At 46.1% G+C, this 13,315-nt stretch carries 14 protein-coding genes and 1 pseudogene; 9 read left to right on the plus strand and 6 right to left on the minus strand.

The features are described 5' to 3' along the window. Positions 1–196 precede the first annotated feature (196 nt). Positions 197–964 carry a twin-arginine translocase subunit TatC gene (gene tatC, locus QUB39_RS26160; protein WP_333055366.1) on the plus strand — a complete coding sequence of 256 codons (768 nt, stop codon included), beginning with the start codon at positions 197–199 and terminating at the stop codon, positions 962–964. A 256-nt stretch (positions 965–1,220) separates the two neighbouring features. On the opposite strand, the gene QUB39_RS26165 is transcribed toward tatC, so the two are convergent. Then, positions 1,221–1,529, minus strand: coding sequence for a carbon dioxide-concentrating mechanism protein CcmK (locus QUB39_RS26165; protein WP_333044070.1), 309 nt, complete (start codon positions 1,527–1,529; stop codon positions 1,221–1,223). A 568-nt stretch (positions 1,530–2,097) separates the two neighbouring features. Continuing rightward, positions 2,098–2,415, minus strand: coding sequence for a DUF3067 family protein (locus QUB39_RS26170; protein ID WP_333036983.1), 318 nt, complete (start codon positions 2,413–2,415; stop codon positions 2,098–2,100). A gap of 214 nt (positions 2,416–2,629) precedes the next feature. Between QUB39_RS26170 and petC the strand changes: the two genes are divergently transcribed. The 7 genes from petC (at position 2,630) to QUB39_RS26205 (ending at position 7,837) form a co-directional block, all read left to right on the plus strand. Beyond that, complete coding sequence (gene petC, locus QUB39_RS26175; protein ID WP_333055285.1) at positions 2,630–3,172, plus strand: cytochrome b6-f complex iron-sulfur subunit; 543 nt, start codon at positions 2,630–2,632, stop codon at positions 3,170–3,172. Between the two features lie 158 nt (positions 3,173–3,330). Beyond that, positions 3,331–4,320: a cytochrome f gene (petA, locus tag QUB39_RS26180; protein WP_333055287.1), complete on the plus strand. Its 990-nt coding sequence runs from the start codon at positions 3,331–3,333 to the stop codon at positions 4,318–4,320. A gap of 105 nt (positions 4,321–4,425) precedes the next feature. Beyond that, on the plus strand, positions 4,426–5,277 hold the full coding sequence (locus QUB39_RS26185; RefSeq protein WP_333055289.1) for an alpha/beta fold hydrolase: 852 nt from the start codon (positions 4,426–4,428) through the stop codon (positions 5,275–5,277). Between the two features lie 159 nt (positions 5,278–5,436). Beyond that, positions 5,437–5,880 carry a photosystem II protein PsbQ gene (gene psbQ / locus QUB39_RS26190; RefSeq protein ID WP_333055290.1) on the plus strand — a complete coding sequence of 148 codons (444 nt, stop codon included), beginning with the start codon at positions 5,437–5,439 and terminating at the stop codon, positions 5,878–5,880. 102 nt (positions 5,881–5,982) lie between these two features. After that, positions 5,983–6,132: a hypothetical protein gene (locus tag QUB39_RS26195; protein WP_333273814.1), complete on the plus strand. Its 150-nt coding sequence runs from the start codon at positions 5,983–5,985 to the stop codon at positions 6,130–6,132. A gap of 43 nt (positions 6,133–6,175) precedes the next feature. After that, the gene (locus tag QUB39_RS26200) at positions 6,176–7,303 is read left to right on the plus strand and encodes an FAD-dependent oxidoreductase (RefSeq protein WP_333209613.1); all 1,128 of its coding nucleotides are present in this window, start codon (positions 6,176–6,178) and stop codon (positions 7,301–7,303) included. A 51-nt stretch (positions 7,304–7,354) separates the two neighbouring features. Further along, positions 7,355–7,837 (plus strand): hypothetical protein, encoded by a 483-nt coding sequence (locus QUB39_RS26205; RefSeq protein ID WP_333055292.1) that lies wholly within the window; start codon positions 7,355–7,357, stop codon positions 7,835–7,837. A gap of 5 nt (positions 7,838–7,842) precedes the next feature. Here the strand turns inward: QUB39_RS26205 and QUB39_RS26210 are convergent, their stop codons facing one another. The 4 genes from QUB39_RS26210 to QUB39_RS26225 form a co-directional block, all read right to left on the minus strand. Then, positions 7,843–8,190 carry a hypothetical protein gene (locus tag QUB39_RS26210; protein ID WP_333055293.1) on the minus strand — a complete coding sequence of 116 codons (348 nt, stop codon included), beginning with the start codon at positions 8,188–8,190 and terminating at the stop codon, positions 7,843–7,845. Further along, entirely contained in the window at positions 8,178–8,747 is a 570-nt protein-coding gene (locus tag QUB39_RS26215) for a hypothetical protein (RefSeq protein ID WP_333055294.1), read from the minus strand. The genes QUB39_RS26210 and QUB39_RS26215 overlap by 13 nt, the downstream gene beginning before the upstream one ends. 140 nt (positions 8,748–8,887) lie before the next feature. Continuing rightward, complete coding sequence (locus QUB39_RS26220) at positions 8,888–9,304, minus strand: NUDIX hydrolase (protein WP_333055295.1); 417 nt, start codon at positions 9,302–9,304, stop codon at positions 8,888–8,890. Between the two features lie 390 nt (positions 9,305–9,694). Beyond that, positions 9,695–12,325 carry a M1 family metallopeptidase gene (locus QUB39_RS26225; protein ID WP_333055367.1) on the minus strand — a complete coding sequence of 877 codons (2,631 nt, stop codon included), beginning with the start codon at positions 12,323–12,325 and terminating at the stop codon, positions 9,695–9,697. Between the two features lie 225 nt (positions 12,326–12,550). Here QUB39_RS26225 and QUB39_RS26230 point away from each other — a divergent pair. Continuing rightward, positions 12,551–13,240: pseudogene (locus QUB39_RS26230) on the plus strand (class I fructose-bisphosphate aldolase); the annotation flags it as partial. Positions 13,241–13,315: the final 75 nt, after the last annotated feature.

Raw genomic sequence — 13,315 nt, forward strand, 5'->3', positions numbered from 1 at the left:
TTTAGAGGCTGTCAGTAACTTAGAAGACGAAGCAGTTAGCGAGGAAAATAGCATTGCACCCATCGCCGATGATTTAGTGGATGTCAGTAACTTAGAAGATCAAAAAGTTAGAGCTAAAAATAGCATTGCATCCATCGCCGATGATTTCGAGGGTGTGAGTAACTTAGAAGAAAAAGCAGTTATCCCGGAAAATAACATTGCACTAATCGCCGACAGTTTTCTGGGTTCCCGCAACCTAGAAAATGAATATCTCGATGAACTTCCCGACGAAGTTGAAATGTCTTTATTCGAGCATTTAGAAGAATTGCGTCAGCGACTTTTTTACTCGCTAATTGCAGTAGTAATCGCTGTAATCGGTTGCTTTTTCACAGTTAAACCTATCGTGCAACTGCTCGAAGTACCGGCCGGGCCCGTCAAGTTTCTGCAACTAGCTCCCGGCGAGTATTTCTTTGTTTCTATTGAAGTAGCCGGATACAGCGGTTTGCTCATCGCCAGTCCGTTTATTTTTTACCAGATAGCGCTGTTTGTTCTCCCCGGCTTGACTCGCAAAGAACGCAGGTTGCTGGGGCCTGTGTTTTTCGGTTCGAGTTTCCTATTTTTGGGCGGTTTAGTCTTTGCTTACATTGCTCTGATTCCGGCGGCGCTCAACTTCTTTGTTACCTATGGGGCTGATGTTGTAGAGCAGTTGTGGTCGATCGACAAATACTTTAAATTTGTGCTGCTGTTAATGTTCAGCACCGGCTTAGCTTTTCAAATCCCGATTCTCCAAGTATTGCTCGGTGTTTTGGGCATATTTTCTTCCAACCAAATGCTTTCCGGCTGGCGGTATGTAGTCTTGGGAGCGGCAGTTTTGGGAGCGGTTTTAACGCCTTCTACCGATCCTTTAACGCAAAGTCTTTTAGGAGGTGCGGTGCTGAGCTTGTATTTTGGCGGGGTTGGTTTGGTAAAGCTTTTAGGGCGGTAAAAACTCCACCGAAAGATCGATCGACTCTCAGCAAAAAAATATAGAGACGCGATCGCCCGCGCCTCTATAATTACTAAAAGTTAAAATTCCACACCAAAGTTTTGTCAAAACTTTGACCCCGCGTAAAAGCAGGTAAAATCCCGCGACTTAAGGAGTGGAACACCCAAAATTTTAGACTAAGTTTCAAGCTCTCAGATTCAATACAAAAGTAAATCTAAAATCTAAAATCTAAAATCTAAAATCTAAAATCGACTGACTACATTCGGAACTGTTCGACTTCAGGAGTGTAGCCGATCGGCAAAATGTAATCCAGATTCTCGTGGGGACGAGCAATTATGTGATACGATAGCAACTTTCCGCCATCGACCTTTTTAACTGATTCAATTCCAGCAGCAACGGCTGCTTGCACTTCAGAGACATCTCCTCGCACTATAATTGTCCAGTAGGCGCGGGTTATTTTCTCATAGCGAACTAAAGTAACACGGGCTGCTTTCACCATTGAGTCCGCAACTTCTACTGCAGCGGGAAATCCTAAGACTTCAACCATTCCCAGTGCAACACCCATTACAACATTCTCCTAAATTTCACAAGATATCTGACACTCATTGTAGGTGAAATTGTTGACAGAAATTGGTTCGGATGATTTTGGTAAGCATGAAGGACGATCGCCCAAAATTTAAAAAGCCCCTAAAAAGCCCCACAAGCTGTTGCGGCATTTAAATCCCACAGCAGGGCGCGCGCAGCAAAGCCCGCCACACAAGACTTTGAATCAAAACAACTGTGCAAATTAGATGCGCCACAGCTTAGTTTCTCACCAGCGGCAAGTCGTATGACAAGCTCGCCGATCGATTTTCGGGACTTTGGGCTCAACTCATCCAGCCGCGGCGCGACACAAAACTTTAGGGAACTCCCCCAGAGCCCGGCTGTGGAGTCAATCGATTGCGCGATTTTAGATTTTAGATTTTAGATTTTAGAATTGAAGCATTGACTTGCGCGAGATAAATACGTTCGGCAAGTTTCATCGGATACAGGTTTTTTATTTCTCGATCCTGAGTCTGCGCGTTGGAATGAATCACGTGGCGGGTATCCTGGATGATGAAGGTCAATCTCAAATCTAAAATCTACTGAGTGATTCAAAACTCGTCTAGCAACCACTCCGAGGCTCTTTCACCCAAATCTAGAGGAACGCTGACAGCTTTACCCAAGCGCGGGCGATCGCGAGTAGTTACGATATATTCTCTCACCTGTTCTGTACTCCCCCAGCCGTTGAGGTAATTGGCCACCGCATCCAAATGCTCAAAATAATCAGCCTCCGTCATCGGAAAAGATGCCTGTTCTAGATATTTCCACATAACTTGCACAAAAATCTTGCCCCGCGTTCGCCGCAATCTGATATCGTAAGACTTTCCCCATTTTTCTAGCAGTAGCTGGTGTAAATCCTGGCCCGTCATGGTTGCTCCTGAGTTAATCCATTAAACAATAAAAGACAAAGTTCAAAAAATGTAATAATACTCTAATAAAGGCTGGAAGGCGCATTCTTAAAAGGAATTTTCGTTGCCTAAAATTTGTGCGAGCAGATTAACGGCAATTATCCCAGTTGTCTGCACGTAAAGGTTCGCGCTCCAGCTAACAAACAAACGTAACTTAAAACCGTAAAGGCAGGTCATGGCTCAATCTTCTGCTGGAAATCCCGATGTCCCCGATATGGGGCGTCGCCAATTTATGAATTTGCTGACGTTCGGTACAGTCACAGGTGTGGCACTGGGCGCACTCTATCCCGTTGTCCAATATTTTGTTCCTCCAGCGAGTGGGGCAGTTGGTGGCGGAGTGACAGCTAAAGATGCTTTGGGTAACGACATCATCGTTAGCGAATATTTGGCTTCGCACCCTGCGGGCGATCGCAGCTTAGCCCAAGGTCTCAAAGGCGACCCCACCTATGTTGTGGTGAAAGAAGACTTATCTATCGCCGACTACGGCATCAATGCAGTCTGCACTCACTTGGGTTGCGTCGTGCCTTGGAATGTTAGCGAAAACAAGTTTATCTGTCCTTGCCACGGTTCTCAATACAACAATGAGGGCAAAGTGGTGCGCGGCCCCGCGCCTTTGTCTCTGGCCCTGGCCCACGCCACTGTCGCAGATGACAAAATCGCTTTTACAACTTGGACAGAAACTGATTTCCGCACCGGCGAAGCACCTTGGTGGTCTTAAACAATTTTGGATTTTAGATTTTAGATTTTAGATTGGGGTCAGCGGTGAAAATCCAAGATAATTGCATCCCTAAAACAGTCTAATAATCCGAAATCCAAAATCCAAAATTCAAAATCTAAAATTCACGCATTGTCTGACCTTTGAGATTGAATACTCTAATGCCACAAACTAATTTATCTGCGATATTTCGCCGCAGTGCCAGGACGATCGCGAAAACAGCCTTAATTGCGATCGCAGCCGCAGGATTTTTCCTAACCAGCGACATCGCACTTCCCCAAGCAGCATTTGCTTACCCTTTCTGGGCACAGCAAACAGCACCCGCTACTCCCCGCGAAGCAACAGGTCGCATTGTTTGCGCTAACTGTCACCTCGGTGCAAAACCGACTCAAGTTGAAGTACCGCAATCTGTTTTGCCTGACACTGTTTTTGAAGCTATTGTCAAGATTCCCTACGATACTAGCGTGCAACAAGTTGTCGGCGACGGCAGCAAAGGTGGCTTGAATGTCGGCGCAGTTGTGATGTTGCCCGAAGGTTTCAAGATTGCTCCCGCTGACAGAATTCCCGAAGAAATGAAGGAAAAAGTCGGCGATCTTTACTTCCAACCTTACAGCGAAACCCAAGAAAATATTGTTTTAGTCGGCCCAGTACCGGGAGAACAGTACAAAGAATTGGTATTCCCAGTTTTGTCGCCGAATCCGGCAACTGACAAGTCCGTTCACTACGGCAAATACCAAATTTATGTGGGTGGCAACCGCGGCCGCGGTCAGGTTTATCCTACTGGCGAAAAGAGCAATAATACAGTTTACAATGCTTCGGTAGCTGGCAGCATTTCTAAGATTGCTCAACCGGAAGCTGGCGGTTATGAAGTGACCATTCAACCTGCAGAAGGTGCAGCCGTTGTTGATACGATTCCCGCAGGCCCAGAACTGATTGTTACCGAAGGACAAACAGTTGCAGCAGGCGAACTTTTGACGAACAATCCTAATGTGGGCGGCTTCGGTCAAAAAGACGTGGAGATCGTGCTGCAAAGTGCCGATCGCGTTAAAGGATTGATGGCTTTCGTAGCTTTGACCATGCTGGCTCAAATTATGCTGGTTCTCAAGAAGAAACAGGTCGAAAAAGTTCAAGCTGCTGAAATGAATTTCTAAACGCGGCTGTAATTAGTTGGGTAAGGTACTATGTGCACACCCAACTATTAGGTAAGTAGGGCGGGGAATCCCCGCCTTATTGTTTGATAAATAACCAGTAAAATAATGTCAATTGATGAGAAAATAGTTGAAGTAGGCCCGCTGCAATGGTTTTATCGGGAAACAAATCCGGTTAACGAAACTGGTAAACCCCCCGTACTGCTGCTGCACGGTTTGCCGTCCCAGAGTTTTACCTGGACTGTAATGATGCCGGATTTGGCGGCAAGCGGATTTAGATCGATCGCCCCAGATTGGGTGGGTTACGGGCGATCGACAAAACCAGACAAGCGCGACTTTGCCTACACTCCCGATGCTTTTGTTGACGCCCTCACAGGCTTTATTCAAGCTCTAGAATTAGACCGATTTTACCTCGTTGTCCAAGGATTTTTAGCTTCAGCCGGCATTCAATACGCTTTACGCAATCCCGATAAAATTGAGCGTCTAGCCGTTATCAATACACCAGTTTCAGGAAATATAAAATTGCCTTGGAAAATGCAGCAGTTGGGGCTGCCTTTTATTGGCGACATGATGACGCAAGACCCGCTTTTGGTTGACAGAACTCTCGAAGGTGGCAGCGGTCAGACAATATCAGACAAAGATTTAGATGTTTACCGCCGCCCGTTTTTGAAGAGTTCGGATGCAGGTCGATCGCTGATGAATACAGTCCGCAATATTCAATTGCCGCAGTCAATGGCAGAAATTGAATCCGGCTTGAAAGGATGGACTAGACCAACTTTATTTGTCTGGGGTTTGACAGATCCTTGGCTGAGTGTTGAACCTGCTAAAAAGCTAGTCGGTTCCCTGCAAAATGCAGAGTTAGTCACACTGGAACAAGCGGGGCATTATCCTCAAGAACATTGGTCAGAAAAAGTTGGCGATGCTGTGATCACTTTTCTGCGCCGCCAGGAGGTAAAATAATATTTTGTACATAACTCTCGGTGCTGGGTCAGCGAAGCAGAGCCAAAGCATCTGCGTTTTCAGGCAGAGCCTTGGAACGAACACGAGCAACCCCGTACCCGCCCTGTGCCCGCTCGCAACGAGCAATCTAAAATCTAAAATCTAAAATCTAAAATCGACATGACTCGTCCCCGTTCAATTTTTGCCTTGATGATGGCGTTTTTGATGGCATTTCTGGTTAGTTGCAGCAGTGTCGAAGCAAAAGTTCCAACGACTTACACAGCAGCGCAAATCCAGCAAATAGAGCGCTATGTTCCTACCCTGACAGATTTCCGATCGCGCATGGACAAATTGGGCACCCTAATTCAAAAACGGAATTGGGTTGATACCAGAACTTACATTCACGGGCCTCTAGGCGACTTGCGGAACACCATGAAAACCGTTTCTGCGAGTTTGTTGCCTAGTTCTCAACAACAAGCTGTTGATTTGACCAAGAGTTTGTTTGCCGATTTGGTTAACATCGATCTTGCTGCTAAAGACCTTGACTATGCAAAAGTCACGGCCAGCTATCAAAAAGCTGTCAGTGATTTCGATGCCTTCTTGCAGTTAATTCCTAAAGCTTAATTAGCCTTAACTCACATCTGGCATCCAGAACAGGCAAGATGCCTGTTCCACAAAGAAACAATCAGTTTTCTTGTGCGGGTATCATTCTCAAGAACAGGCAAGATGTCTGTTCCACAAAGAAACAATCAGTTTTCTTGTGCGGGTATCATTCTCAAGAACAGGCAAGATGCCTGTTCCACAAAAAAACAATCAGTTTTCTTGTGGGGCGGGCATCTTGCCCGTCCGAAACAGGTTTATATGGACAAAACCTAGGAAGCAGTTAATCTAAAATCTAAAATCTAAAATCTAAAATTGAATGGTTCGTGTTGCAATTATTGGTTGCGGTATTGTTGGGGCTTCGATCGCCTTTGAACTAAGTCAATTTCCCGAACTGAAAGTTACTGTGTTCGACAAACAGCCGCCTGCTGAAGGTTCTACTGGCGCGGCACTCGGTGTTTTGATGGGAGTTATCAGCCACAAAACTAAGGGCAGAAATTGGCAGTTGAGGGAAACCAGCCTTCAGCGCTACGAAACTTTGATTCCAGAATTGGAAGCAGTTACGGGGCGAAAAATTCCTTTTAACAAACAAGGAATTTTAATGCTGTGTTCGGAGGGAGAGGATTTAAGTAAATGGGAAAAATTGATAGGAACTCGCGAGTCTCAAGGTTGGCAATTGGAACTTTGGGATCGGGAACGAGTGCGCGATCGCTGCCCTCATCTTGCTGTAAAGGATAACATTATTGCTGCGATTTATTCGCCTCAAGACCGGCAAGTCGATCCGACGGCGCTAACTTTGGCTTTGGTTGAGGCTGCTAAACTCAAAGGAGTTAATTTTGAGTTTGGAGTGGAAGTTCAAGGCATTACTGAGTTGGATTCTCAGGTGTCTGAGATTCAACTCCCATCTTCCATTACTGTCAATAAGTCTTGTGGAACAGGCATCTTGCCTGTTGCTGAAAATTTCGATCGACTAATTGTGGCGGCTGGTTTGGGTTCTGCTGCTGTGACTGCATCGTTAAATCAGTTGGTTGACATTCGCCCGGTGTTGGGACAAGCGCTGCATTTGCTGACGCCCAATCCTGTAGGAAACCCAGATTTTAGCCCGGTAATTTCTTGCGATGACGTTCACATTGTGCCTGTGGAAAATCAGGAATATTGGGTGGGGGCGACGGTGGAGTTTTCCGAAAATGGCGGGGAAATTCAGGCGAATGCTGATATGTTGGCGCAAGTGATGGCGAGGGCGACATCCCTTTGTCCGGCCTTAGAATTCGCCTCAATCATCAGGAAATGGTCGGGATTGCGCCCGCGGCCGGAAGGGCGGCCGGCCCCAATTATCGAAACGCTTCCCGGTAACGATCGCGTTCTCATCGCCAGCGGCCACTATCGCAACGGTGTTCTGCTGGCCCCTGCAACAGCGCGATCGATTCGAGAAATGATTTTGCAATAATTAACAAATGTTAATATAATCAAGATAGCAATTCATATCTTACATCTAAATATGTCCGACAAACCTTTAGGTAAACCGCGCTCTTTGTGGCGAGTAATTTTGCTGTCTGGAGTCAGCTTGCTGCTATATTACGGATGGTACAAATGGATTATTCAAGAAGAATTGCGTCGCTATAACGGCAGCGGTTGGTCGGGAACCCTTTGCTTGCTTCCCTTTGTTTTAGGAGTAGCCGTCCCCCAAGCTTTGCGAATATTCGACCCTGACGTTCCCGGATGGTTTGGTTGGTTTTCCTTGCTGGGTATTGCTTGGATTTACATCGTGCAGTTCAAACTTTACAAGACAGTTAACGAATTGTACCGCCAAGAAGGAATCAAAGAACCGCTAACAGTTTGGTGGATTTTTGTACCAGGTTTAAATTTAGTTGTGGGCTTGCGGCAAATTCACTTTTTGAGCCAGTTTTGGGCGAGAAAACAGGGAATTGAAGTTAAGGATAACTTAGCCGAAAGTATTCCTTTTCTGTCAGCTAACGCTTAAATAAATTAAGCTCCAATCGCTTGACGCTGCGAGTAAATTTCTTCTATAAGCAGGTCACGCAGTTCATCCGCAATGTCCGTGGGAGGGTTGCCTGCGAGGGCGCGTCCAATCAGCCGTTCTGCTTGCCGGAGTTGGGCACACTCAATGGCAAGTACGGCGGCGCTCCGATGCAGTATAGAACGAGTAGGCTCAAAATCCCACTCGTTTGCTACTAAATCCGCTGCCGCCCGTTCTTTCGCAAAGGCGGCTCTGGTGAGTGCAGTCACTTGGTCGATATCACCGCACTGACGGGCGAAAACTGCTCGATCGACCAGTTCCATTGCTTCATGGTGAAGGGCTTCTACGGTCTGCATTTTTTGACGATCCGTGCTTTGGGAGTACCGAACTCAATTACAGATACATAGCCAGGAGCTACGTCATCTGAAGGGCGGATTTGTTCTAATTTTATGTTAACTCTGGCTTGAATAATGCTGTCAGAACCTTTACGAATGCCGGAGACTTCTAAGCGGGCTTTGCGCTGAAATAGCGTGCCTGGATCTTCGAGCGAACCCAGCCAAAAGTCAAAACCTAACCCTTTACCTTTGACAGAACGTTCGATGATGGTGAGTCCAGTGAGGTGAGGCATGATCAACGCCGCGATACCGTAGGCTCCATATTCAGTGGCAACTTCTCGATCGGCATTGAAGCGACGGATGGTATCATCGATCGCATCCCATTGAATTTGGATTTCACAGGGTTGAATCCCCTCGATTGTCAGCTTCACAGGGATAGAGTGTCCTCCATCGTCGAGGCAAACGGCGGCGGCATCTGCACAGATGGCTCCGAAGGTGAGTGACCAGCCTGGACGTTCGGGCTTGTTCTCGCGCAGGTCATTGAGGGAGAGAATTTTAATCGGGTTAAGGTGGGTCATCAGAGGAGATGGCTCCGGGCGATCGCATCTCCAGAATCATAAAGCATATAGTCTTCAGTCATTTTGTTCTTTTAGCGGGTTCACCCGAATTTATGGTTGAAAACCAAAGTATTGGTAAACCCGCTCTTACCGATGACTCTTCACCAGAACCGATTCGGCAAATCCGCCAAAATGAGTTTGAGTTCCGGTTCATTAACCCGCTTAATTGCTTTAGGAATACTTACCCACTGCCGCTTTCTCTTGCTAGCTTCCGGCCAAATTTCTAGAACTGCTTGCACTTGCATTAAAAATACTTCTACCTGACAAGTATAGCCGGACTTTTGATACTCGTAAGTTCCCAGCAAATCCGGGAAGACTTTACCCAACAAACCTGCTTCTTCCCAAGCTTCCTTGGCAGCAGAATCTTGGGGAGTCATGTCAGGTTCAATTAATCCTTTGGGAATCACCCAGCGCTTGCTAGCAGAAGAAGTAATCAGCATTACTTCTATTTGTCCGTCTTGAATGCGATAGGGAATTACCCCTGATTGATCGACCAGTAAAGCGATTTTTATACTCATGATTTCTGCAATATTTCTGGCTGCAAAATCTGCTGCAACTTGATTGACATAGGACTAAAGAAACCGGGTTTTTTGCCGACTCTCCGGGCTACAGCGCAGGATTTTCGTAAAAAACCCGGTTTCTCGCCACCCGTGCATAACTCCGATTAATAGCTGCCAACTAAACAATAAAAACTGCACGCCTGATTTTCTACACTTCCCAAGTTGAGACAGCAATAAATTGGATAATAAACATATTTGGCTTTTCCTGTCTGTCGAAAATAGGAAATTCCCCTGCACTCCCACTGAACAATAATATTATTATAATAAATTCGCCAAATCCTCTACCGACAAGCAGATAAAAGCCGATCGCCAATATCTGCCTTTATCTGCGTCGGTAGGATTTTACGCCTAATCTTTCTTCGCCTTAGCCTCCAAATTTTCCATCCGACTCCTCAAATCTTGATTCTCCTTTTTCACCTGGTCTAATTCCTCCCGCAACTGCTTTACCGCTGCATCAGAACCAGCATTTTTCTGCACTCTTTGCACAGCTTCATCAGCCATGCGGCGGACGCGGCCATCGGGAGTTTGGTCAGCTAAAGAACGCAAAATGCGAATTGCTTTGCGAGTTTGCATTTGTCCCAATCCCACTACTACAGAGACTTGAGTCAAGAAAAACGTCTCTTTAGATAATTCTGCCAATCGCTGCAAAATCCGTTCTAAATTGACCTTCGTTTGACCAGTCGAAATTGTGCCCAAAGAGCGAATTGCAGCCAAGCGCAAAGCTTGCGGAGTACCGGCGGCTGTGTATTTCAAAATTAAATTCAGCGCATCTTCAGAAGTTTTCATCTGCGCCAAACCGGATATCGCACCCGATCGCACTACCTCATTCCACCCCTGACGCTCTTTGAGCACCAATTTTAACTCTTTGAGTACCTGTTCGTCGGTTGGTTTTTCGTCGGGGTTAGCTGCTGAGATTCCGCCAATAGCAGTCGCTGCTGCTGCTTCTACATAATAGCTGTCGTCCCCTTTTTCGACGATCGATCTCAGCGCTTTATAAGTTTCGTGAGTTTGAATTTTACCCAGCGCATTCACCACAGCGCGACGAACACGAGCATCTTTATCTTTTAAACCACTTACTAAACCTTCAAAAACTTGGTCGAGTTTAATTTCAACTAACTGACCGGCAACTTCTGCCCGTACTGCCCAGAACGGCTCTTTCTTGAGAACTTCTGACAGCGTTTTCACAGCTTCTAGCCCTCCCTTCTTCGCCAAAGCTTGGGCAGCGTAAATCCGGGAAACCGGGTCTGGATCGAACTGCAACTGAGCTTTTAGTTCCGCAACTCCATACTCTAACACAACTGTTTTTAAGTATTTATTGCCGACATCAAAACTGATATATGCAGGCTTCTGTTCTAGGGGGAAATAGAAGCTTTGCTCGCGCTCATGCACTCGGACTGTGAAAGTTTTTAGGTTCGGGGTTGAACGTGCCCAACTGTCATCGTCTGCTTCTTTTTCTGGCTTGTAACCGAAGCCGATCGGGATTTTTAGGTCAAAGACATCTTTGCTGTTGCTGTTGCCATTCTTGCTATCTTTTACCTGAGTTTGGGTGACAGTAACTTTTGCTAACTTGCTGTCGCCATCCCAGGAATAAGCAACTTTATAATCGGGATGACCGCCGCGATAAACGTACTGGTCAAACAAAAACATGAGATTGCGACCGGTAGCCTTTTCTATCGCCCTGAGCAAATCGATGGTTTCTACAGTTTTGTGAGCGTTATCCCGCACAAAAGTGTGAATTGCTTTGTAAAATAATTCGTCGCCCAACTCGGCACGAATCATGTGATAGACGCAAGCACCTTTTTCGTACAAATGGCGATCGTACAATTCGATTGCTTCGCGGTAAACGTGAGTAACAATGGGGCGGCGGTAGCGGGAACTATCTTCAGCTAAATAATTGCGGGCTTCATTTAGCATATAGTAAGCCGCGTCTTCTTTGCCATATTCTTTGTCAGTCCACAGCACCTCGGAATAAGAAGCCATGCCTTCTTTCAGCCAAGCGTGAGACCAATGTTTAATTACTACTAAATCGCCGAACCATTGGTGAGCTAGTTCGTGGGCGACTAAGCTTTCAGTACCGCGATTGTCGAGGGCGGCGCGTTCGTCTAACAAGCACCTATCTGTCAGCAAAGTTGTGGAAGTATTTTCCATACCGCCGAAGATAAAATCATCGACGCAGACTTGAGCGTATTTGGGAAAAGGGTAAGGATAGCCAAATGCTTGAGAGAAGAATTCAATCATTTGAGGCGTTTTGCCCATGCTGCGCTTAGCGTCTGCTTCGCGGCTCCTTTCCACGTAATAATTAACTGGTTTGCCGTTCCATTCGTCTTTAATTTCGGCAAAATCTCCGACTGCTAAGGTCATTAAGTACGTCGGGTGTACCTGGGTTTGGGACCAGTGATAAATTTTATCGTCGCCTTCGTTTTTTGTACTAATTAATTCGCCGTTGGAAATAGCAAAAAGTTGTCTCGGCACTTGCACTCGAATTTCCGAAGTTGCCAACTGTCCGGGATAGTCGAAACAGGGAAACCAGAAACGGGAATCTTCGTCTTCGCCTTGAGTCCAAACTTGAGTAGGTTTGTCTGGATAGTGTTTGTCCGGGCCGACGAAATAAAGGCCACGTTGGGGTTTTTCGACCCAGTAGTCGATCGCAATTGTAATTGGTTGGTAAGCTTCTGTTGGTTCGTGTAGTTGAATTTGCAGCACTTCGCCATCGCTGTCGAAATTTTGCTCAATTTCGCCGACTTTTACTGATTTAATATTCAGGTTGACAGCATCTAAGGTTAATTTGTCAATACCGCTGCGGACTGGATTGATGCGGATGCTGCAAGTGCCACGAAAGCTTTGTTTGGGAATATTCAGCACTAAGTCGAGGAAAATATGCTCTACTTGACCAGGGCGATCCGGATTGTAATGCGGCCGAGCACCGGGCATCTCAAAGGATTTGTGAGCGTTTTCAGAATCGAAGTAAGTATTTGACATTGTGATGGCAAAGTTGTGAGTCGAGCGGCGATCGCTGGCAGCGCCGATCCGGCTGAACTGCCAGCTTATTATAGAGTAGCGCGTCCTAGCTGCTGTTGTCGCTAATTTGTTAAAAACTGGGTCTATCGTTGAGGGGATGGAAAATATGATTTTTTCGTTACAATAGTCAGCAAGGTTAATGTCTGCAATCATCAGCCTGTAATTGAAATTCAGAGGGAAATCTGTATGACAGCTACACTATCAGTTCCCAATTCCATCGAGTCTTGGCTGGGCGACGAAGCCGAAGACTTGCTCACCCATCAAGCAAAAGTTCCTAAAGATTTGTTGCACCTGCCGGGCCCGGATTGGGTCGATCGCATTTTTGCTCAAACCGATCGATCTCCTCAAGTTTTGCGATCGCTTCAGCAACTCTATTCTAGCGGACGCTTGGCAAATACCGGCTATTTATCCATCCTGCCAGTAGACCAAGGAATCGAACACTCTGCCGCCGCTTCTTTTGCACCGAATCCCATTTATTTTGACAGCGAAAACATCATCAAACTAGCAATCTCTGCTGGCTGCAATGCTGTCGCGACAACCCTGGGAGTTTTGGGAAGCGTATCTCGTAAATACGCGCACAAAATCCCTTTCATTGTCAAGCTCAATCACAACGAATTGCTAACTTATCCCAATCAATTCGACCAAATAATGTTTGCTTCAGTGGAGCAAGCTTGGAATTTGGGAGCAACAGCAGTCGGAGCCACAATTTATTTTGGTTCCCCGGAATCTACGCGACAAATCCAAGAAGTCAGTCAAGCTTTTGCTCACGCTCACGAATACGGCATGGCGACAATTCTGTGGTGCTACCTCCGCAACGATATCTTTAAACAAGACAAAGATTATCACGTTGCAGCCGATTTAACCGGGCAAGCAAATCAGGGTAAACGCATCTAAATTAAGTTGACAGAAAATCATATTTGTGCATGATTTGTTTTTTATAAAACAATTCTT

The sequence above is a fragment of the Microcoleus sp. AT8-B5 genome, assembly GCF_036705565.1.
GTDB lineage: Bacteria > Cyanobacteriota > Cyanobacteriia > Cyanobacteriales > Microcoleaceae > Microcoleus.

Bases quoted from the DNA above. Each gene is read 5' to 3' on its own strand.
- QUB39_RS26210 (WP_333055293.1), bottom strand. From the start codon at position 8,190: ATGCAGACCGTAGAAGCCCTTCACCATGAAGCAATGGAACTGGTCGAT.
- QUB39_RS26195 (WP_333273814.1), top strand. From the start codon at position 5,983: ATGTCTGTTCCACAAAGAAACAATCAGTTTTCTTGTGCGGGTATCATT.
- petC (WP_333055285.1), top strand. From the start codon at position 2,630: ATGGCTCAATCTTCTGCTGGAAATCCCGATGTCCCCGATATGGGGCGT.
- QUB39_RS26205 (WP_333055292.1), top strand. From the start codon at position 7,355: ATGTCCGACAAACCTTTAGGTAAACCGCGCTCTTTGTGGCGAGTAATT.
- petA (WP_333055287.1), top strand. From the start codon at position 3,331: ATGCCACAAACTAATTTATCTGCGATATTTCGCCGCAGTGCCAGGACG.
- QUB39_RS26170 (WP_333036983.1), bottom strand. From the start codon at position 2,415: ATGACGGGCCAGGATTTACACCAGCTACTGCTAGAAAAATGGGGAAAG.
- psbQ (WP_333055290.1), top strand. From the start codon at position 5,437: ATGACTCGTCCCCGTTCAATTTTTGCCTTGATGATGGCGTTTTTGATG.
- QUB39_RS26200 (WP_333209613.1), top strand. From the start codon at position 6,176: ATGGTTCGTGTTGCAATTATTGGTTGCGGTATTGTTGGGGCTTCGATC.
- QUB39_RS26225 (WP_333055367.1), bottom strand. From the start codon at position 12,325: ATGTCAAATACTTACTTCGATTCTGAAAACGCTCACAAATCCTTTGAG.
- QUB39_RS26215 (WP_333055294.1), bottom strand. From the start codon at position 8,747: ATGACCCACCTTAACCCGATTAAAATTCTCTCCCTCAATGACCTGCGC.
- QUB39_RS26185 (WP_333055289.1), top strand. From the start codon at position 4,426: ATGTCAATTGATGAGAAAATAGTTGAAGTAGGCCCGCTGCAATGGTTT.
- QUB39_RS26220 (WP_333055295.1), bottom strand. From the start codon at position 9,304: ATGAGTATAAAAATCGCTTTACTGGTCGATCAATCAGGGGTAATTCCC.
- QUB39_RS26165 (WP_333044070.1), bottom strand. From the start codon at position 1,529: ATGGGTGTTGCACTGGGAATGGTTGAAGTCTTAGGATTTCCCGCTGCA.